Origin of the sequence: Pseudomonas sp. 51_B (assembly GCF_017491595.1) — a bacterium.
GTDB classification, from domain to species: Bacteria; Pseudomonadota; Gammaproteobacteria; order Pseudomonadales; family Pseudomonadaceae; genus Aquipseudomonas; species Aquipseudomonas promysalinigenes.
On record NZ_JAFGYW010000018.1, the window covers coordinates 25,791 to 45,102 of the forward strand.

Consider the following 19,312-nt stretch of genomic DNA (forward strand, 5'->3'; position numbering starts at 1 on the left):
GCGGCAGGCACTGGTCGCCGCACAAGGAGATAGCATGATCGTTCGTCCCGTACGCAGCAGCGACCTTCCCGCGCTGATCGAGTTGGCACGCAGCACCGGCATGACTGGGCTCACGACCCTGCCGGCCAATGAAGAGCGCCTTGCCCACCGTGTCGCTTGGGCGGAAAAGAGCTTCCGTGGCGAAGCCGAGCGGGGTGACACCGATTACCTGTTCGTGCTGGAGAACGACGAGGGCCTGGTGGTCGGCATAAGCGCCATCGCCGGGGCCGTGGGGCTTCGCGAGCCGTGGTACAACTACCGGGTAGGCCTGACGGTCAGCGCCTCCCAGGAATTGAGGATCTACCGCGAAATCCCAACGCTTTTCCTGGCCAACGACCTGACCGGCAATTCCGAGCTGTGCTCGCTGTTCCTGCGCAGCGATCACCGCTGTGGCCTAAACGGGCGCCTGCTGTCCCGTGCTCGCATGCTGTTCATTGCCGAATTCCCTCAACTGTTCGGCAACAAGATCATCGCCGAAATGCGCGGCATGTCCGATGAGCAAGGCCGCTCGCCATTCTGGGAAAGCCTGGGCCGGCATTTCTTCAAGATGGAGTTCAGCCAGGCTGACTACCTCACCGGCGTGGGCAACAAGTCGTTCATTGCCGAGCTGATGCCTAAATTCCCGCTCTATACCTGTTTCCTGTCCGAGGCCGCGCGCAGTGTCATCGGCCGCGTGCACACCAACACCGAGCCTGCCCTGGCGATGCTCAAGCAGGAAGGCTTCAGCTATCAGGGCTATGTCGACATCTTCGATGCAGGGCCGGCCATCGAGTGCGAAACCTCAAGGATCCGCGCGGTGCGCGACAGCCAGACCCTGGTGCTGGCCGTAGGCACGCCTGGCGATGACGCAACGCCTTACATCATTCACAACCGCAAGCGCGACGACTGCCGTATCACCGCTGCGCCGGCACGTCTGGCCGCCGGCACCCTGGTGGTCGACCCGCTCACCGCCAAGCGCCTGCGTATGGGGGCTGGTGACAACGTGCGTGCGGTACCGCTGTCGGCAAGCCGGGAGGCCCAATAAATGACCACGCATTTCATCGCAGGCAGCTGGCTGGCAGGCCAGGGGGAAGCTCTGCAGTCGCTCAACCCTGTCACCCAGGCGCTGGTCTGGCAAGGGCAAGGCGCTGACGCCGGCCAGGTCGACGCTGCGGTCAGGGCTGCCCGCCAGGCTTTCCCGGCCTGGGCGCAACTGAGCCTGGAGGCGCGCATCGATCTGCTGGAAAAGTTCGCCGAACAGCTCAAACTGCATGCCCAGGCGTTGGCCCACTGCATTGGTGAAGAAACCGGCAAGCCCCTCTGGGAGTCGGCCACCGAAGTGACCAGTATGATCAACAAGGTGGCGATCTCGGTGCAGAGCTACCGAGAGCGTACCGGCGAGAAAAGCGGCCCGCTGGCCGATGCAACAGCCGTGCTGCGGCACAAGCCACATGGCGTGGTGGCCGTGTTCGGTCCCTATAATTTCCCAGGGCACTTGCCTAATGGCCACATCGTGCCGGCGCTGCTGGCGGGTAACTGCGTGGTGTTCAAACCAAGCGAACTGACGCCCAAGGTCGCCGAGCTGACGGTCAACTGCTGGATCGCCGCAGGCCTGCCGGCGGGGGTCCTCAATCTGGTGCAGGGGGCGCGCGACACGGGCGTGGCGCTGGCTGCCAACACCGGTATCGACGGCTTGTTCTTCACCGGCTCCAGCCGCACTGGCAACCTGCTGCACCAGCAGTTCGCCGGCCGCCCGGACAAGATCCTGGCGCTTGAGATGGGGGGTAACAACCCATTGGTGGTTGATGAGGTCAAGGACCTCGATGCTGCGGTGTACACCATCATCCAGTCGGCATTCATCTCTGCTGGCCAACGTTGCACCTGTGCCCGCCGTCTGCTGGTGCCGCAAGGGGGCTGGGGCGATGCGCTGCTCGCACGGCTGGTCGAGGTCTGCCGAAGCATCACGGTTGGCGCCTTCGATCAGGACCCGGCACCCTTCATGGGCTCGGTGATCTCGCTGCAAGCTGCACAAGCGCTGATGGCGGCTCAGGCCCAGCTGCTGGCCAAGGGCGGCGTCGCGCTGTTGGCAATGACCCAGCCCCAGGCCGACGCCGCCTTGCTGACCCCTGGCATCGTCGATGTCAGCGCCGTGGCCCAACGCCCGGACGAAGAGTTTTTCGGCCCATTGCTGCAGGTGATCCGCTACGCCGACTTCGATGCCGCCATCGACGAGGCCAACAACACCCAGTATGGCCTGGCCGCCGGCCTGTTATCCGATTCCCGTGCCCGCTATCAGTACTTCTGGCTGCGAAGCCGCGCTGGCATCGTCAATTGGAACAAGCAACTGACGGGCGCCGCCAGCAGTGCGCCTTTCGGCGGCGTGGGTGCCAGTGGCAACCACCGCGCCAGTGCTTATTACGCAGCCGATTACTGCGCTTACCCCGTGGCTTCGCTGGAGACTGCCAGCCTTGCCCTGCCGGCGACCCTGACGCCGGGCGTCACCCTATAACAACAGGTCACGGAGCCTAGCCGATGAAATCCTATGAAGTGAATTTTGATGGCCTGGTGGGGCCAACCCACAACTACGGCGGCCTGTCCTACGGTAACGTGGCTTCGCAGAGCAACAGCCAGCAAGGGTCCAACCCCCGTGAAGCCGCGCGCCAGGGCTTGGCCAAAATGAAAGCACTGGCCGACATGGGCTTCAAGCAAGGTGTGCTGGCACCGCAGGAACGTCCGGATGTGGCGGCCCTGCGCCAGCTCGGCTTCAGCGGCAGCGATGCCGAGGTGATTCAACGTGCCGCTCGCGATGCCATGCCGCTGCTGGTCGCCAGCTGCTCGGCTTCGAGCATGTGGGTGGCCAATGCCGCCACCGTCAGCCCCAGTGCCGACACTGCGGATGGGCGTGTGCACTTCACTGCCGCCAACCTCAACTGCAAGTTCCATCGCAGTATCGAGCACCCCACCACCAGTCGCGTGCTGGCAGCGATGTTCAACAGCGACCAGCATTTCGCTCACCACCAGGCCTTGCCTGCCGTGGCTCAGTTCGGCGATGAGGGGGCGGCCAACCACACCCGTTTCTGTCGTGACTACGGTCAGGCCGGTGTCGAATTTTTCGTCTATGGCCGCAGCGCCTTCGACAGCCGCTATCCGTCGCCGCAGAACTATCCTGCGCGCCAGACCCTGGAGGCCTCCCAGGCCGTGGCCAGGCTTCATGGCCTGAGCGAGGACGGCGTGGTCTACGCTCAACAGAACCCGGCCGTGATCGACCAAGGGGTGTTCCACAATGATGTGATCTCGGTCGGTAACGGTGAGGTGCTGTTCTATCACGAAGACGCTTTCCTCGAGACCGACGCTGTGCTTGGCCAGTTGCAAGCTAAACTGGCCAGCAAGGGTGGAAACTTCCAGGCGATCCGTGTGCCGCGCGCTGCGGTGACGGTAGAGGACGCAGTGCGTTCTTACCTGTTCAACAGCCAGCTGCTCAGCCGTGAGGATGGTTCGATGATGCTGGTAGTGCCGGAAGAGTGCCGTAACAACGAGCGCGTCTGGGCCTATCTGGGCCAACTGACGGCCCAGAGCGGTGCGGTGAAGGAGGTCAAGGTATTCGACCTCAAGCAGAGCATGCAAAATGGCGGTGGCCCGGCTTGTTTGCGTTTGCGCGTGGCATTGAAAGAATCGGAACTGGCGGCGGTCAATCCAGGCGTTATCATGACCGCCCCGTTGTACGACACGCTGTTGCAGTGGGTGGACAAGCACTACCGCGATCGCCTCGGCGAGGCGGACCTTGCCGACCCGCAACTGCTGCTGGAGTGCCGTACCGCGCTGGATGAGTTGACCCAGATCCTGAAGTTGGGCTCGGTGTACCCGTTCCAACGCCAACCTTGATAGAGAGAGTTTGTAATGACCGACGCCCTGCGCCTGATCCTTGAAGATGTAGACGGCACCCAGCTGGAAACCTCCTGCACCCGTTTTGCGATTGTATGGCAAGGCAAGGAAATCTGGGTCCAGCAGGATGGCCGTGGCCAGCTGTTGATCGGCGTGGATGTCGAGGAAGGCGATGCCGAATACGCCAACTTGTTGCTGCGCCCGATGGCGACCAATCTGGTTAGCCTGCAGCTAGAAATGGAGCCGGCTGAGGTCGGCGAAGATGACGACCATGTCCATGGCCCTGACTGCGGCCACCACCACTAAGGAAGCGCCTATGCTTGCCCTTGGCAAATTGCTCGAGCTGACCCTGACCGATCACGAGCCGGCTGAGAAGACTCAAGTGACACCCAAGGGCGTGCGGTTGCGCTGGCTGGGGGAGGGCGCGCTGGAAGTGCGACCTCCCGAAAGCGAGGACTGTGGGCTGGACTTGCTGCTGTCGGCGGGCATCCACGGCAATGAGACGGCGCCGATCGAGCTGCTCGAAAGGTTGTTGCATGGTGTGGCTAACAGCACCATCAAGCCCCGCGCACGGATTTTGTTCCTGTTCGGCAACCCGGCCGCCATCCGCAAGGGTGAGCGGTTCATCGAACAGGACATCAACCGTCTGTTCAACGGTCGTCACGAGCTCTCCAGTGGTTTTGAGGCGCTGCGTGCCGCGGAGCTTGAGCAATTTGCCCGAGTATTTTTCAGCAAGCCTGAGCGCGGGCGCCTGCATTACGACCTGCACACGGCTATCCGCGGATCGAAGATAGAGCAGTTCGCGCTGTACCCTTTCAAAGAGGGGCGCAAACACTCACGGCGTGAGCTGGCCCGCCTGGCGGCAGCCGGCATGGAGGCCGTGCTGTTGCAGAGCAAGTCGTCGATCACCTTCAGTGCCTTCACCTATGAGCAATTGGATGCCGAAGCCTTTACGCTGGAGCTTGGCAAGGCACGACCGTTCGGGCAGAACGAGCAGGTCAATCTCGACAAGCTCGAGCAGCGGTTGATTCGTATCATCGAAGGTACCGAGCCCGAGGTTGATAATGCTCTGGACGGCCTGAAGCTGTTCAGCGTGGCGCGCGAGATCATCAAGCACAGCGACAGCTTCCACCTGCACCTGCCAGCCGACATCGAAAACTTCGCCGAGCTGAGCAAGGGCTATCTGCTGGCCGAGGATCTGGCAGAAACGCGCTGGGTGGTCGAAGAGGAGGGGGCACGCATCATTTTCCCCAACCCCAAAGTCAAGAATGGCCTGCGCGCCGGGATCCTGATCGTGCCAGACTCGGGCCAGCGTCTGGGCTGAGTAAGGCTCTGTCTTGTTCGCGGGCCCGTTTCCATTCAAGCGTGTGCAAGCGGGTTCACCGCGAACAGGCGAGCTGGCCTGAGCGTCAGGTGCTCATGAAAACCTTTTAATTCACCGCCTGTTCCATTTTCCCTCCCCTTGGGCGGTAATTGGCTTGCCAGTAGCGAAAGGCTGCATTTAGCATCCGGTCATGTCTTTTTCGTTTGCAAGCGCCGTAAAAGCCGTCCAATCGACGCTTTCTATCGCATAAACACACTGCACCGAGTTTGCAGGACCGATATAATGCGGCCCTTTGCCGTCGTTTCGTCGACGTGTTTGCCCCCAAGGGCCGCCGTTTCCGTGGAAGAACCTATGAAAAGCGCAGAAATCCGTGAAGCCTTCCTTCGCTTCTTCGAAGAGCAGGGCCATACCCGAGTCGCCTCCAGTTCGCTGATCCCGAACAACGACCCGACCCTGCTGTTCACCAACGCTGGCATGAACCAGTTCAAGGACTGCTTCCTCGGTGCCGAGAAGCGTGCTTATACCCGCGCTGTCAGCAGCCAGAAGTGCGTGCGTGCCGGTGGCAAGCACAACGATCTGGAAAACGTCGGCTACACCGCGCGCCACCACACGTTCTTCGAAATGCTGGGCAACTTCAGCTTCGGTGATTATTTCAAGCGTGATGCGATCACCTTCGCCTGGACTTTCCTGACCTCCGACAAATGGCTGAACCTGCCCAAAGAGAAGCTTTGGGTCACGGTCTATGCCTCTGACGACGAAGCCTACGACATCTGGACCAAGGAAGTTGGCGTGCCAGCCGAGCGTATGGTGCGTATCGGCGACAACAAAGGTGCACCGTACGCCTCGGATAACTTCTGGACCATGGGTGACACCGGCCCGTGTGGCCCTTGCACCGAGATCTTCTACGATCACGGCGCCGACATCTGGGGCGGCCCTCCTGGCTCGCCGGAAGAAGACGGCGATCGCTACATCGAGATCTGGAACAACGTCTTCATGCAGTTCAACCGCACCGCCGATGGCGTGCTGCACCCGCTGCCTGCTCCGTCTGTCGACACCGGTATGGGCCTTGAGCGCATCAGTGCGGTCATGCAGCACGTGCACTCGAACTATGAGATCGACCTGTTCCAGAACCTGTTGGCTGCCGCAGCCAAGGCCATCGGCTGCAGCAACGATGGCCAGGCTTCGCTGAAAGTGGTTGCCGACCACATCCGCTCCTGCGGCTTCCTGATTGCCGATGGCGTACTGCCGTCCAACGAAGGCCGCGGTTATGTACTGCGCCGTATCATTCGCCGCGCTTGCCGCCACGGCAACAAGCTTGGTGCCAAGGGCAGCTTCTTCTACCAGATCGTCGCCGCCCTTGTGGCCGAGATGGGGCAGGCCTTCCCAGAGCTGAACAGCCAGCAGGCGCACATCGAGCGCGTACTCAAGGCCGAAGAAGAGCAGTTCGCCAAGACCCTTGAGCAGGGCCTGCGTATTCTCGAGCAGGACTTGGCTCAACTTCAGGGCAACGTAGTGCCGGGCGATGTGGTGTTCAAGCTGTACGACACCTATGGCTTCCCAATGGACCTGACCGCCGATATCGCCCGCGAGCGCGAGCTGACCATCGACGAAGCGGGCTTCGAGCGCGAAATGCAGGCACAGCGTGAGCGTGCCCGCTCTGCCAGTGCCTTTGGTATGGATTACAACAGCCTGGTGAAGGTCGACAGCGCTACCGAGTTTCTCGGGTATGAGGCCACCGAAGCCCAGGGCAAGATCATCGCCCTTTACAAGGACGGCCAGTCGGTCGACCAGTTGGGTGAAGGCGAGCAGGGCGTGGTGGTGCTCGATCGCACACCGTTCTACGCCGAATCCGGCGGCCAGATCGGTGATACAGGTTACCTGCAGGCCGGTGCTGCGCGGTTTGACGTGCGCGATACCACCAAAACCGGTGGTGCCTTCCTGCATCACGGCGTGGTCGCCAGCGGGGCGCTGGTTATCGGCTCGCCGGTGCAGGCCAAGGTCGATGCCCAAGTGCAGCACGCGACCTCGCTGAACCACTCGGCCACTCACCTGCTGCACGAAGCCCTGCGTCAAGTGCTGGGCGAGCATGTGCAACAGAAGGGCTCGCTGGTCGACAGCCAGCGCCTGCGCTTTGACTTCAGCCACTTCGAAGCGGTAACGCCAGCGCAGATCAAGGCCTTGGAAGAGATCGTCAACCGTGAAGTGCGCAACAATACGCCGATCGAAACCGAGCTGACCGACATCGAGACTGCCAAGGCCAAAGGCGCCATGGCGCTGTTCGGCGAGAAGTACGGCGATACCGTCCGTGTGCTGAGCATGGGTGGCGACTTCTCCGTCGAGCTGTGCGGCGGTATCCACGCCAAGCGCACCGGCGACATCAGCCTGTTCAAGATCATCAGCGAAGGCGGCGTGGCCTCGGGCGTACGCCGTATCGAAGCGGTGACCGGCGCCGCTGCACTGGCCTACCTGAACGCTGCTGAAGAGCAGGTCAAGGAAGCTGCGCAGTTGGTCAAAGGCAACCGTGACAACCTGATCGACAAGCTGTCGGCTGTGCTCGAGCGCAATCGCCAGTTGGAAAAGCAGCTCGAGCAGCTGCAGGCCAAGGCCGCCAGCGCCGCAGGGGACGATCTCTCCAGTGCGGCCGTTGAGGTCAAGGGTGCCAAGGTGCTTGCTGCCCGCCTGGATGGGCAGGATGGCAAGGCCTTGCTGGCCCTGGTCGATCAGCTGAAGAACAAGCTCGGCCACGCAGTGATCCTGCTGGGCAGCGAGCATGAGGGCAAGGTCGTGCTGGTGGCCGGCGTGACCAAGGACCTCTCCAGCCAACTCAAGGCTGGTGACCTGATGAAACAAGCCGCTGCGGCAGTGGGCGGCAAGGGCGGCGGGCGTCCGGATATGGCTCAGGGTGGTGGCGTCGACGTCGCTGCACTGGACCAGGCCCTGGCGCTGGCCGTGCCATTCGCAGAGCAGGGACTTTGAGATGATGGGGCGGCTGGTCTAGTCGGCCGCTCCTTCATGTTGGATGGTTTTTTTGGGGCCCTGTATGGGCTGAGGCACCATTGAAATGGCGTTGATCGTACAGAAATTTGGCGGCACCTCTGTCGGTTCCATCGAGCGGATCGAGCAGGTTGCCGAAAAGGTCAAGAAACACCGTGAAGCGGGCGACGACCTAGTGGTTGTCCTGTCGGCCATGAGCGGTGAAACCAATCGTCTGATCGATCTGGCCAAGCAGATTACCGATCAGCCGGTTCCGCGCGAGCTGGATGTGATCGTGTCGACCGGTGAGCAGGTGACCATCGCGCTGCTGACCATGGCCTTGATCAAGCGTGGTGTGCCAGCGGTGTCCTACACCGGCAACCAAGTGCGCATCCTCACCGACAGCGCGCACAACAAAGCGCGTATTTTGCAGATCGACGACCAAAAGATCCGTGCCGATCTCAAGCAAGGCCGTGTGGTCGTGGTAGCCGGTTTCCAGGGTGTCGACGAGCACGGCAGCATCACCACCCTGGGTCGTGGTGGCTCTGACACCACGGGTGTGGCCCTGGCGGCTGCGCTCAAGGCTGACGAGTGCCAGATCTATACCGACGTCGATGGCGTCTACACCACCGACCCGCGCGTTGTGCCCCAGGCCCGCCGCCTGGAAAAGATCACCTTCGAAGAGATGCTGGAAATGGCCAGCCTCGGCTCCAAGGTGCTGCAGATCCGCTCGGTGGAATTTGCCGGTAAATACAACGTTCCGCTGCGCGTGCTGCACAGCTTCAAGGAGGGTCCAGGCACCCTCATTACCATTGATGAAGAGGAATCCATGGAACAGCCGATCATTTCCGGTATCGCCTTCAACCGTGATGAGGCCAAGCTGACCATTCGTGGCGTGCCTGATACCCCAGGCGTTGCCTTCAAGATCCTCGGCCCGATCAGCGCCGCGAACATCGAAGTGGACATGATCGTGCAGAACGTTTCGCACGATAACACCACCGACTTCACCTTCACCGTACACCGCAACGAGTACGAGAAGGCCCATAGCGTGCTGGAAAACACTGCCCGTGAGATCGGTGCCCGTGAAGTGATCGGCGATACCAAGATCGCCAAGGTTTCAATTGTGGGCGTCGGCATGCGCTCCCATGCCGGTGTTGCCAGCCGCATGTTCGAAGCGTTGGCCAAGGAGAGCATCAACATCCAGATGATCTCCACTTCCGAGATCAAGGTATCGGTGGTCATCGAAGAGAAGTACCTGGAACTGGCCGTGCGTGCGTTGCACACCGCGTTCGAGCTCGACGCTGCTGCCCGACAGGGCGAGTAAGGCGTTGCCGGGAGGGCGCGGCCAAGCCGCGCCCTTCGCGTTTCTGATCGCCACGCAGGCCCTGTCCTGCCGGCGGGGCGGTCGACCAGGCGCGATGGGGTAAACCCCGCAAACGGCCTGACATCCCAAGACTGTATCCCTGAATGTTTTGCGTAAGGAGAAAGCTATGTTGATTCTGACTCGTCGGTGCGCCGAGAGCCTGATCATTGGAGACGGCGAGATCACCGTGACGGTGCTCGGCGTCAAAGGCAACCAGGTGCGTATCGGCGTCAGCGCCCCTAAAGAAGTGGCCGTACACCGCGAAGAAATCTACCTGCGGATCAAGAAAGAGAAGGACGAGGAGCCAAGCCTTTAATTTTTTTGAAGTTTTTTTCAAAAAAAGGGTTGCAAACGAGGAAGAGCCTGTTTAATATTCGCCTCGTGTTGCGGTGAGGTGGCCGAGTGGCCGAAGGCGCTCCCCTGCTAAGGGAGTATACCTCATAAGGGTATCGGGGGTTCGAATCCCCCCTTCACCGCCATTATTTGCGTAGGGCGCTGTAAACGGTAGGAACGCTAAGTCGTTGAAGTTAAACGAAAAAGTTCTTGCAAAAATGTTTCAGCGAACTATCATGCGCGGCAAGACACGGACTCATAGCTCAGCTGGATAGAGTACTCGGCTACGAACCGAGCGGTCGCAGGTTCGAATCCTGCTGAGTCCGCCACTTTTGAAGTGGCTTTGCTTTTTAAGGCTGCTTCAAACCACCAGTGGTAATCTGGTCTAAAACTACCAAGACGGACTCATAGCTCAGCTGGATAGAGTACTCGGCTACGAACCGAGCGGTCGCAGGTTCGAATCCTGCTGAGTCCGCCACTTTTGAAGTGGCTTTGCTAGCAAAGTCGCTTCACTCACCAGCGGTATCTGGTCTAAAACTGCCAACACGGACTCATAGCTCAGCTGGATAGAGTACTCGGCTACGAACCGAGCGGTCGCAGGTTCGAATCCTGCTGAGTCCGCCACTTTTGAAGTGGCTTTGCTAGCAAAGTTGCTTCAGTCACCAGCGGTATCTGGTTTAAAACTGCCACCACGGACTCATAGCTCAGCTGGATAGAGTACTCGGCTACGAACCGAGCGGTCGCAGGTTCGAATCCTGCTGAGTCCGCCATATCATCAGAAAGCCCGCTCAAATGAGCGGGCTTTTTGCTTTCTTCTTCACGACTCTGTCAACCTTGGCTGGCTAAACTGCACAGAAACCACTGCAAAAGATATTTGCGCGGCAGATGTGTTTTTTGTGGTTCGCCTGCCGTCGCACTGATGGCTTCGAGCGTTGTCCTAGCTTTACCACGCAAACGATTGTTCTAGCCAAAAATTTAGGCGATCTGACCGCTCAGGCAGTGTATGATTGCGCCCGTCAGCCCCGCCGGGGCTTGTGGAAAACCACCATGGACTTACCCAGTAGTTACTCCTTAACAAGATTCTTACAGCTAGATCTGACTGATTGATTCTCCCGGCGTGCTCCGCTGCTGGGAGTGGAGTTCGCCTATGACTGAAGTAGAAGTAAAGAAAGCGCAAGAGAGCTTGCAGGACCGCCTGGCCCAGGTGGTAGAACTGCTGCAGCGCCAGCGTGTTGTCGAAGACCTGACCCATCGCCAGGAAGGTCAGCACAACGACCTGGTAGAAAACCTCGTCCATCGCCAGAACTTGGTCGAATTGCAGCGCAAGCTCGACGACCTGCACCCGGCAGACATCGCCTACATCCTCGAAGCCTTGCCGCTGCAGGACCGCTTGACGGTCTGGCAGCTGGTACGCTCGGATCGCGATGGCGACATTCTCCTCGAAGTATCCGATGCTGTTCGTCAATCGCTGATCGCCGACATGGACGATCACGAGCTCCTGGCTGCGGCCAAGGAAATGGATGCCGACGAGCTGGCTGACCTGGCGCCAGAACTGCCGCGTGACGTCGTCCACGAACTGATGGAAAGCCTCGATGCTCAGCAGCGCGAGCGCGTGCGCTCGGCCTTGAGCTACGACGAAGAGCAGGTCGGTGCGCTGATGGACTTCGAGATGGTTACCATCCGCGAAGACGTCAGCCTCGAAGTGGTGCTGCGTTATCTGCGCCGCCTCAAGGAGCTGCCAAACCACACCGACAAGCTGTTCGTGGTCGACTACGAGGGTATCCTCAAGGGCGTGTTGCCTATCAAGCGTTTGCTGGTGAACGACCCGGAAAAGAAAGTCGCTGAGGTCATGGCAACCGATCCAGTGTCCTTCCATCCCGACGAAGACGCCTACGACGCCGCCCAAGCTTTCGAACGATATGACCTGGTGTCAGCCCCGGTGGTCGACAAGAGCGATCGCCTGATCGGCCGTCTGACGATCGACGAGATGGTCGACCTGATCCGCGAAGAGAGCGAAAGCGAAGTCCTCAACATGGCAGGTCTGCGTGAGGAGGAAGACATTTTCGCCTCGGTCTGGCGCTCCCTGCGTAACCGCTGGGCGTGGCTGGCAATCAACTTGATCACCGCTTTCGTCGCCTCCCGGGTGATCGGCTTGTTCGAAGGCTCGATCGAGAAGCTGGTGGCACTGGCTGCACTGATGCCCATCGTTGCCGGTATTGGCGGCAATTCGGGTAATCAGACCATCACCATGATCGTCCGCGCCATGGCGCTGGACCAAGTATCGCCAGGCAATACCAGCCGTTTGATGCGCAAGGAACTGGCGGTGGGACTACTCAATGGCCTGATCTGGGGTGGGGTGATTGGCGCGGTCGCCTTCTGGCTCTATGGCAGCTGGTCGTTAGGCGTGGTCATGACCGCAGCGATGACGCTGAACCTATTGTTGGCCGCCTTCATGGGCGTGCTCATCCCTATGACCCTCACCCGTCTGGGGCGTGACCCCGCCATGGGGTCGAGCGTCATGATCACTGCTGTGACCGATAGCGGTGGCTTCTTCATTTTCCTGGGGTTGGCCACGATTTTCCTGCTATGACCGGTTGCCACACTTCATTAAAAAGCCCGCTTAAGCGGGCTTTTTTGCGTCATTGAGTAAATGAAAAGCTGGTAATGATGGAGTTCTGGTTTACGTTGACATAAATCTGGTACCTCATCACACCGCTGTCTTCCGGGCCCACCACGTCATCCATAGAAAAGCCCGAAAGCCTGGCAATACTTTGCTTCAGATGCGTGCTGTAAGGGGTGCCGATCAAGTGCTGCAAGGCCGCGAGCGTTTCATCTTCCTTGGCCAGGATCGCAGATGATTTTTGCAAATTGAGCATGTCATATCTCCTGAAAGTAAGCTTGGTTGCTCGTGCAATCTTCCAGGGGGCTTGCGCCCTTGAGACGGTATTTGTGTATTCGATGCACAAAGTAAAACGCCCGATGACAGCAGCATCGGGCGTTTTTTTCAGAGCCTTTTACCTGGCTAGCCAGGCACACGTATATTGGTCAGTACTCAGGAGGCGTCGGCGGCCATCTGCACATCGTGGGCGATCAGCGCTACCAGCGCATTCTGCTGTCGGTGGGACAGCTGGCGGAAGCGTTGCAGCAGCTCCCGCTCGTGAAGCGACAGCTCTGGGCTATCCATGCGCATGCTCAGCTCATCGCCCAGCGCGCCTTCCTGGATAAGGCTCTGCTCCAGGCGCGCGATGATTTCGGAGTTCATGCTGCGGTGGTGGTTGCGCGCTACCTCGGCAATGCGCTCACGCATTCCGTCTGGCAGGCGGACGACGAACTTGTCAGCGGTGCGGCTCGAATAAATAGCCTGTTTCATTGGGCGCATATAAATTGACCGGATTTTACTGGTTCAGGGGAAGCGGTTCTCAAATTGGCCGCACGGAGTGGGAGATACGACCGTGGCGACGACAAAATGTTCAACCCGCACGTAAATTTGGATGGTCATCTTGCCTCATGGTCGCCGTTTCCTTGGCGTCAATTCTGTGACAAATAGTGAGCCGGGTGAAGGCTTTTTGCCAGTACCAATTATCAGAAATGAGCACTGGTTTGAAAAGTTTCACATTAACCAGCCCGCTACGCCGTCAGTCTTTTGCCGTCAAAAACCTGTAAAACGCGGCAAAACATCAAGAAAACCCCTAGAATACGAAGGTTTCCTTCCATAGAGCATAGTGGCTATGCAACATGACGCAAGCGTCATAAAGAGCGCACCAGCGCGGCTGATCTATTTGATAGGACCCTCAGGATCGGGAAAAGATTCACTGATCAATGCTTCTCGTATGCAACTGAGCGACGCGGGTATCAAGGTCGCTCGCCGAGTCATTACTCGCTCGGCCGAGGCCAGTGGTGAGGCTGCTCAAAGCGTGAGTGAGGAACAATTTGCGCAACTGCGCAACGAGGGCGCGTTTGCCATGCATTGGCGGGCCAATGGCCTGTCGTACGGTATTCCAAATGAGGTGGGTCAGTGGTTGGCGCAAGGGTGCTCGGTGCTGGTCAATGGTTCACGTGCCTATCTGCCATCAGCACGCCAGCGGTACCCAAACCTGTTGGCAGTATGCATTGACGTTCAGCCCAGCGTGCTGCGTGAGCGCTTGTTATCACGCGGCAGGGAAACTTTGGAGCAGGTCGATCAGCGTTTGGCCCGCAGTGTCGAACTGCAGCTAGAAGCAGGGCAGGGAGTCCATCATATTGATAACTCCGGCCAACTGTCGACTGCAGTCGTGGCTTTACTTGAGCTGCTACGTAGGGAACATTTAATACCTGAGCGGGCCGGGAAAAACCTTACAGGGTGATGAGCGATTGCAGCATGACAGAAGTTAGCGTACTGGCTAACATGCTGGCCGTCTGGCTACGGCTACACGGTCGTGCGCAGGCTCTGGTTGAACGAACGGAAGCCTTTCTATAGAATCATTCGTTCTTACTCCCGCGATGTCTCCTTAGTTTAATGGATAGAACGAGCCCCTCCTAAGGGCTAAGTGCAGGTTCGATTCCTGCAGGGGACGAATCACCGCGCACTCGCTTCATCTCCCACCGACTCTCCACAAATCCCGTAGGCGATATCCCCCTTGCCAGGCCGAGTTTGGGCTCTATAAGTCAGCCCTCTGCTCGGTTGCCCATGCCTGCTAAATCCCGACCTTCGCCTCTCGTTTTCTTTACACAAGGCCGACGCACGCTGCGCGCGTATCGGCGCTTGCTGTCATTTCATCGAGGGTCGAAAGATGCTTGCCGCCACCTGCTCAAAGGCCAGCCAGCTGCTGCCTGTTGCCAATCCACTACCGCTCAGTTCGTTGCGGCCCTCCTGCGCGAGGGTTAGGCCATGAGCGCGCTGCTCGAGTTGATTGCTCGGCCACTGCAGCCTGGCCAGCGCAGCCTGCCGCTGCTGGTCGAAGCACCCCATGCAGGCCTTGACCTGAACGAGGCGCTTGAGCCGATCCGCGAGTTGGTCGACCGCCACTTGCTCGATGTCGGAGGCATCCTGTTTCGAGGGTTCCAGGTGGGCGGTGCCGTGGCTTTTCGCAGCTTCGCCGCCGGCTTTGGTCACCCGCTGCTGAACTACGAGTTTGGCTCTACGCCGCGCAGCAACGTCACGCAAGGCGTGTACACCTCCACCGAATACCCGCCGCACCAGAAGATCCCGCTGCACAACGAGCAGGCCTACACCCGCGAATGGCCGATGAAGATCTGGTTCTACAGCATGGTTGCCGCCCAGAGCGGAGGCGAAACGCCGATCGCCGACAGCCGCGAGGTATTTCGGCGCATCGACCCGCGTATTCACGAGCGTTTCAACCGTCATGGGCTGATGTACGTGCGTAATTTTGGTAACGGCCTGGATGTACCCTGGGAGCAGGTGTTCAACAGTGATGACCCGGCAGTGGTCGAGGCGTACTGTCGGCGCCATGCAATCAGCTGCGAATGGAAGGACGACGGCGAGCTGCGTACCCGGCAGATCTGCCAGGCGGTAGCCCGCCACCCACGTACCGGTGAAGATGTGTGGTTCAACCAAGCGCACCTGTTCCATGTGTCGAACCTGCCCTTTGAAGTACGCCAGAGCTTGCTGGAAATCGTCGACGAGCAAGACCTGCCGCGCAATGTCTATTACGGCGATGGCACTGTCATCGAAGATTCGATCCTCGACGAAGTGCGCGGTGTGCTGGATGAATGCACCGTAGCCTTTGCTTGGCAGGAAGGTGATGTGCTGATGCTCGACAACATGCTGGCCGCACACGCGCGCAGTACCTTCACCGGCACCCGCAAGGTCATCGTGGCCATGGCCGAAGGCCACGGCGCGGGCTGAACCTGCAAGCCGTTGGCAGCCAGCGCCGGTACGCCCTGCCGCGTACCGGCGCGCAACAATGATAGGCCGGACAGGTTTTGCAGCCCGTGCCTAAATGCGAGCCGGAATCATTCGTTCAACAGGTATCGCGGAGCCCAGGGCGGCTCCCTTCACCGGTTCGGACGACCTATGAGCACCCTCGATCAATCCCATAAGCTGGCGCGCCGCTTCATTGAACTGCCGCTGGACAAACGCCGTGTCTTCTACGCTGCCCTGCGCAATGAGCAGGTCGACTTCGCGCAATATCCGATCCCGGACTGCAGCGCGCTTGCCAGCCGCGACCAGCTTTCCTATGCCCAACAGCGCATGTGGTTTCTCTGGCAATTGCAGCCAGACAGCGCCGCTTACAATTTGCCGGGGGCGGTGCGTCTGTTGGGTAACCTGAATCGTCAGGCACTGGAGCTGGCTTTCGCTGACCTGGTTCAGCGCCACGAGTGCCTGCGTACCACGTTCGAGGCAGTCGACGGGCAGGCATGGCAGCGTGTCGGTGACGGTGCCCAGATCAAGCTTCGCCATGTCGATCTATCTGCCTTGACCGTGGACCTTCGCCAGCAGCGCACCCGTGAAGAGGTCGCTCGCGAAGCCGGCCAGCCGTTCGACCTGCAGCAGGGCCCGCTGCTGCGCATAGCGCTGCTGCAACTGGCTGGCGATGAGCATGTGTTGCTGCTGACCCTGCATCACATCATCGCCGACGGTTGGTCGATGAATATCCTCATCGAAGAGCTCATGCGCTGCCTGGATGCCCGCAGTGCGGGCCACCAAGCCCAGTTACCGGCGCTTGCCGTGCAGTACCGCGACTATGCCTTGTGGCAACGCAGCTGGATGGAGGCCGGTGAGCAGGCGCGTCAGCTCGAGTATTGGCAGGCACAATTGGGCGATGAGCATGAGCCGCTCGAGTTGCCCAGCGATCGACCGCGCCCAGCCCAGCCGAGCCACGCAGGCGCGCGCCTGGAGTTCGCTATCGATCAAGAACTGCGCAATGGCCTCAAGGCACTGGCCCAGCGCCAGGGTGTGACCTTGTTCGTGGTGCTGTTGGCGGCCTTCAAGGCCCTGTTGTATCGCTACAGCGGCCAGGGCGATATCCGCGTCGGCGGCCTGATCGCCAACCGTAACCGCGGTGAAGTGGAGGGGTTGATCGGTTTTTTCGTCAATACCCAAGTGCTGCGTAGCCAGCTCGATGGCCGCCAGAGTTTCGCGCAGTTGTTGCAGGCGCTGCGTCAGACCACGCTGGACGCCCAGGCCCATCAGGAGTTGCCATTCGATGCGCTGCTCGAAGCGCTGCCGGCCAATCGCAGCCAGAGCCACAACGCCTTGTTCCAAGTGATGTACAACCACCAGCCGATGGTCACCGATATCCAAGGGATGCGCTTGGCTTGCGGCTTGCAGCTTGCGCACCTGCAGGCCGAGCAAAGCATGGCCGATGCCCGCAGCCATGCCGCAGCCAGCGATCTGATGCTGGAAACCCGCGAGGAAGGCGAGCGCTTGCTGGCGGCGTTCACCTACGCTACCGATCTGTTCGATGCAGCGACCATCAAGCATATGGCCGGGCACTGGTGCAATCTGCTGCGTGGCGTGCTGGCCGACCCGCAAAGCGGTATCGGCCAGCTGCCAATGCTCGCTGTGCCTGAGGCTCGCCAGTTGCAGCAGTGGGCACTGCGCGCACCTGCGCCGCAAGCGTCGGCCCTGGCTCACCAACGTTTTCAGGCGCAGGCGGCACGCACGCCGCAGGCTGTGGCGCTGGTGCTGGCTGGCCAAGGGCAGGGCGCCTGCCTGAGTTACGCCGAGCTTGAGCTGCGCAGCAATCAATTGGCTCAGCGCCTGGTGCAATCGGGTGTCGGCCCTGAGGTGCTGGTTGGTGTTGCGCTGCAGCGCTCGCTGGATATGGGGGTAGCCCTGCTGGCGGTGCTCAAGGCAGGCGGTGCCTATGTGCCTCTGGACCTGCAAGCGCCCAGCGAACGTATCGCCCAGGTGTTCGCCGACAGCGGCCTGCGCCTATTGCTGACTCAATCGAACCTCTACAGCCAGTTGCCCCCGGCAGAGGGGATCGAAGTACTGTGCCTGGATCACGCTCAACACCAGCTCAGCACGCAGCCTGCCTGTGCCCCCGAGCTATCGCTGCAGCCTGGCAACCTGGCCTATGTGATTTACACCTCTGGCTCCACTGGGCGCCCCAAAGGCGTTGCCATCAGCCACGGTGCGCTGGCCGAGTTCTGCGAACTGGCCTGCGATTATTCGCGCCTGAGCGCCGAGGATCGCGTACTGCAGTTTGCCACCTGCAGCTTCGACGGCTTCGTAGAGCAGTTCTACCCGCCGCTGTGTGCCGGCGCCTGCGTGGTGCTGCGCGATAGCCAGCTCTGGGACAGCGCCAGCTTCTTGCAAGCCGTGCAAACCCACGGCATTACCGTGGCGGACCTGCCCGCCGCCTACTGGCACATGCTGGTGCAGGATTACGCCCGTACCGCACCGCAGGCCTTCGCTGCGCTGCGTCAGGTGCATGTGGGTGGCGAGGCCATGTCGGTCGAGGGCCTTGAGTTGTGGCGCCGTGCCGGGCTCGGCGGTGTGCGTCTGCTCAACACCTACGGGCCGACCGAGGCTACGGTGGTTTCGAGCATTCGCGACTGCACAGATCTCATGTCGCAGGATGTGTCCTGGCGGGGTATCCCCATTGGCAAGGGCTTGGCCGGCCGCCGTCTGGTGATCCTCGATGGCGAGCTGCAGCCGGTGCCGATTGGTGTCATCGGTGAGCTGTACATCGGCGGGCCGGGCCTGGCGCGAGGCTATCACGGCCAGGCCGGCCTCAGCGCCGAGCGCTTTTTGCCCGACCCCGCATCGCCCGGTGAGCGCTTGTACCGCACGGGTGATCGCGCCCGTTTCAATGCGCAGGGTGACATCGAATACATCGGCCGTGTCGACCATCAAGTCAAAGTGCGTGGCTTCCGGATCGAGCTGGGCGAAATCGAAATGCGCCTGCAGCAATGCGCAGGCGTGCGCGAAGCGGCTGTGCTGGCCTTGGACATGGCGGGCGGGCGACAACTGGTGGCCTATGTGGCCACCCAGGCCGATGGCATCGGCCCAGACGCGCAGCGCCAGGCGATTCGCCAGGCCCTGCGCGCGACGTTACCCGACTACATGGTGCCATCGCACCTGGTGCTGCTGGCAAAGCTGCCCCTGACACCCAGCGGCAAGCTTGACCGCAAAGCCCTGCCAGAACCCGACCCAAGCCATGTGCAGGCCAGCTTCCGGGCGCCGAGCAGTGAGCAGGAGCAACAGCTGGCGGCGATCTGGATGGACGTGCTGCAGGTCCCCCGCGTGGGCCTGGACGACAGCTTCTTCGATTTAGGCGGGCACTCGCTGCTGGCAGCCCAGGTCATCGCTCGCATCAAGTCCGAACTGGGTGTCGCGCTACCGATGCGCAGCCTGTTCGAACGCCCGCATTTGGCTGCTTTGGCGCAAGAGCTCAAGGCCCTGGGCGGCACCGCCGACGAGGACTGGGCCGAAATGGAAGCGTTCATCAATTCACTGGAGGAGGTTTGAG

The 19,312-nt window shown here is 60.4% G+C and carries 14 protein-coding genes and 6 tRNA genes; 18 read left to right on the plus strand and 2 right to left on the minus strand.

Annotated elements, in window-relative coordinates; translation table 11 throughout:
• The first annotated feature begins 34 nt into the window (after positions 1-34).
• From astA to mgtE, 14 genes are all read left to right on the plus strand, one after another.
• Positions 35-1,063 carry an arginine N-succinyltransferase gene (gene astA / locus J5M56_RS17765; RefSeq protein WP_207937453.1) on the plus strand — a complete coding sequence of 343 codons (1,029 nt, stop codon included), beginning with the start codon at positions 35-37 and terminating at the stop codon, positions 1,061-1,063.
• Entirely contained in the window at positions 1,064-2,527 is a 1,464-nt protein-coding gene (astD, locus tag J5M56_RS17770) for a succinylglutamate-semialdehyde dehydrogenase (RefSeq protein ID WP_060480420.1), read from the plus strand. It begins immediately after the preceding gene.
• A 23-nt stretch (positions 2,528-2,550) separates the two neighbouring features.
• Positions 2,551-3,900 carry an N-succinylarginine dihydrolase gene (gene astB / locus J5M56_RS17775; protein ID WP_060480421.1) on the plus strand — a complete coding sequence of 450 codons (1,350 nt, stop codon included), beginning with the start codon at positions 2,551-2,553 and terminating at the stop codon, positions 3,898-3,900.
• Positions 3,901-3,915: 15 nt separating this feature from the next.
• Positions 3,916-4,206 (plus strand): hypothetical protein, encoded by a 291-nt coding sequence (locus J5M56_RS17780; RefSeq protein ID WP_060480422.1) that lies wholly within the window; start codon positions 3,916-3,918, stop codon positions 4,204-4,206.
• Between the two features lie 10 nt (positions 4,207-4,216).
• Positions 4,217-5,224, plus strand: a complete 1,008-nt coding sequence (gene astE / locus J5M56_RS17785; RefSeq protein WP_207937477.1) for a succinylglutamate desuccinylase — start codon at positions 4,217-4,219, stop codon at positions 5,222-5,224.
• Between the two features lie 351 nt (positions 5,225-5,575).
• On the plus strand, positions 5,576-8,200 hold the full coding sequence (gene alaS, locus J5M56_RS17790) for an alanine--tRNA ligase (RefSeq protein ID WP_186478938.1): 2,625 nt from the start codon (positions 5,576-5,578) through the stop codon (positions 8,198-8,200).
• Between the two features lie 85 nt (positions 8,201-8,285).
• Positions 8,286-9,521, plus strand: a complete 1,236-nt coding sequence (locus J5M56_RS17795; protein ID WP_060480425.1) for an aspartate kinase — start codon at positions 8,286-8,288, stop codon at positions 9,519-9,521.
• Between the two features lie 166 nt (positions 9,522-9,687).
• Entirely contained in the window at positions 9,688-9,876 is a 189-nt protein-coding gene (gene csrA, locus J5M56_RS17800; protein WP_003254503.1) for a carbon storage regulator CsrA, read from the plus strand.
• A 72-nt stretch (positions 9,877-9,948) separates the two neighbouring features.
• Positions 9,949-10,039, plus strand: a tRNA-Ser gene (locus J5M56_RS17805).
• 106 nt (positions 10,040-10,145) lie between these two features.
• Positions 10,146-10,222 (plus strand) — tRNA-Arg (locus J5M56_RS17810).
• Positions 10,223-10,294: 72 nt separating this feature from the next.
• Positions 10,295-10,371: transfer RNA gene (locus tag J5M56_RS17815), tRNA-Arg, on the plus strand.
• Between the two features lie 69 nt (positions 10,372-10,440).
• Positions 10,441-10,517, plus strand: a tRNA-Arg gene (locus J5M56_RS17820).
• Positions 10,518-10,586: 69 nt separating this feature from the next.
• Positions 10,587-10,663: transfer RNA gene (locus J5M56_RS17825), tRNA-Arg, on the plus strand.
• A 377-nt stretch (positions 10,664-11,040) separates the two neighbouring features.
• Positions 11,041-12,483 (plus strand): magnesium transporter, encoded by a 1,443-nt coding sequence (mgtE, locus tag J5M56_RS17830; RefSeq protein WP_207937454.1) that lies wholly within the window; start codon positions 11,041-11,043, stop codon positions 12,481-12,483.
• A gap of 49 nt (positions 12,484-12,532) precedes the next feature.
• On the opposite strand, the gene J5M56_RS17835 is transcribed toward mgtE, so the two are convergent.
• Both J5M56_RS17835 and J5M56_RS17840 read right to left on the minus strand, forming a co-directional pair.
• Complete coding sequence (locus tag J5M56_RS17835) at positions 12,533-12,769, minus strand: hypothetical protein (protein ID WP_060480504.1); 237 nt, start codon at positions 12,767-12,769, stop codon at positions 12,533-12,535.
• Between the two features lie 176 nt (positions 12,770-12,945).
• Positions 12,946-13,272: an Arc family DNA-binding protein gene (locus J5M56_RS17840; protein ID WP_207937455.1), complete on the minus strand. Its 327-nt coding sequence runs from the start codon at positions 13,270-13,272 to the stop codon at positions 12,946-12,948.
• Between the two features lie 349 nt (positions 13,273-13,621).
• Between J5M56_RS17840 and phnN the strand changes: the two genes are divergently transcribed.
• From phnN to J5M56_RS17860, 4 genes are all read left to right on the plus strand, one after another.
• Positions 13,622-14,236: a phosphonate metabolism protein/1,5-bisphosphokinase (PRPP-forming) PhnN gene (gene phnN, locus J5M56_RS17845; RefSeq protein WP_207937456.1), complete on the plus strand. Its 615-nt coding sequence runs from the start codon at positions 13,622-13,624 to the stop codon at positions 14,234-14,236.
• Positions 14,237-14,374: 138 nt separating this feature from the next.
• A tRNA-Arg gene (locus J5M56_RS17850) sits at positions 14,375-14,446 on the plus strand.
• A gap of 314 nt (positions 14,447-14,760) precedes the next feature.
• On the plus strand, positions 14,761-15,738 hold the full coding sequence (locus J5M56_RS17855) for a TauD/TfdA family dioxygenase (protein WP_207937457.1): 978 nt from the start codon (positions 14,761-14,763) through the stop codon (positions 15,736-15,738).
• A gap of 168 nt (positions 15,739-15,906) precedes the next feature.
• Positions 15,907-19,311, plus strand: coding sequence for a non-ribosomal peptide synthetase (locus tag J5M56_RS17860; RefSeq protein ID WP_207937458.1), 3,405 nt, complete (start codon positions 15,907-15,909; stop codon positions 19,309-19,311).
• The last annotated feature ends 1 nt before the right edge of the window (position 19,312 follow it).

What these genes read in the sequence shown, in the direction of transcription:
- astD (WP_060480420.1), top strand. Translation starts at nt 1,064, where the DNA reads ATGACCACGCATTTCATCGCAGGCAGCTGGCTGGCAGGCCAGGGGGAA.
- J5M56_RS17835 (WP_060480504.1), bottom strand. Translation starts at nt 12,769, where the DNA reads ATGCTCAATTTGCAAAAATCATCTGCGATCCTGGCCAAGGAAGATGAA.
- astA (WP_207937453.1), top strand. Translation starts at nt 35, where the DNA reads ATGATCGTTCGTCCCGTACGCAGCAGCGACCTTCCCGCGCTGATCGAG.
- J5M56_RS17840 (WP_207937455.1), bottom strand. Translation starts at nt 13,272, where the DNA reads ATGCGCCCAATGAAACAGGCTATTTATTCGAGCCGCACCGCTGACAAG.
- astB (WP_060480421.1), top strand. Translation starts at nt 2,551, where the DNA reads ATGAAATCCTATGAAGTGAATTTTGATGGCCTGGTGGGGCCAACCCAC.
- mgtE (WP_207937454.1), top strand. Translation starts at nt 11,041, where the DNA reads ATGACTGAAGTAGAAGTAAAGAAAGCGCAAGAGAGCTTGCAGGACCGC.
- alaS (WP_186478938.1), top strand. Translation starts at nt 5,576, where the DNA reads ATGAAAAGCGCAGAAATCCGTGAAGCCTTCCTTCGCTTCTTCGAAGAG.
- phnN (WP_207937456.1), top strand. Translation starts at nt 13,622, where the DNA reads ATGCAACATGACGCAAGCGTCATAAAGAGCGCACCAGCGCGGCTGATC.
- J5M56_RS17780 (WP_060480422.1), top strand. Translation starts at nt 3,916, where the DNA reads ATGACCGACGCCCTGCGCCTGATCCTTGAAGATGTAGACGGCACCCAG.
- J5M56_RS17860 (WP_207937458.1), top strand. Translation starts at nt 15,907, where the DNA reads ATGAGCACCCTCGATCAATCCCATAAGCTGGCGCGCCGCTTCATTGAA.
- J5M56_RS17855 (WP_207937457.1), top strand. Translation starts at nt 14,761, where the DNA reads ATGAGCGCGCTGCTCGAGTTGATTGCTCGGCCACTGCAGCCTGGCCAG.
- astE (WP_207937477.1), top strand. Translation starts at nt 4,217, where the DNA reads ATGCTTGCCCTTGGCAAATTGCTCGAGCTGACCCTGACCGATCACGAG.
- J5M56_RS17795 (WP_060480425.1), top strand. Translation starts at nt 8,286, where the DNA reads ATGGCGTTGATCGTACAGAAATTTGGCGGCACCTCTGTCGGTTCCATC.
- csrA (WP_003254503.1), top strand. Translation starts at nt 9,688, where the DNA reads ATGTTGATTCTGACTCGTCGGTGCGCCGAGAGCCTGATCATTGGAGAC.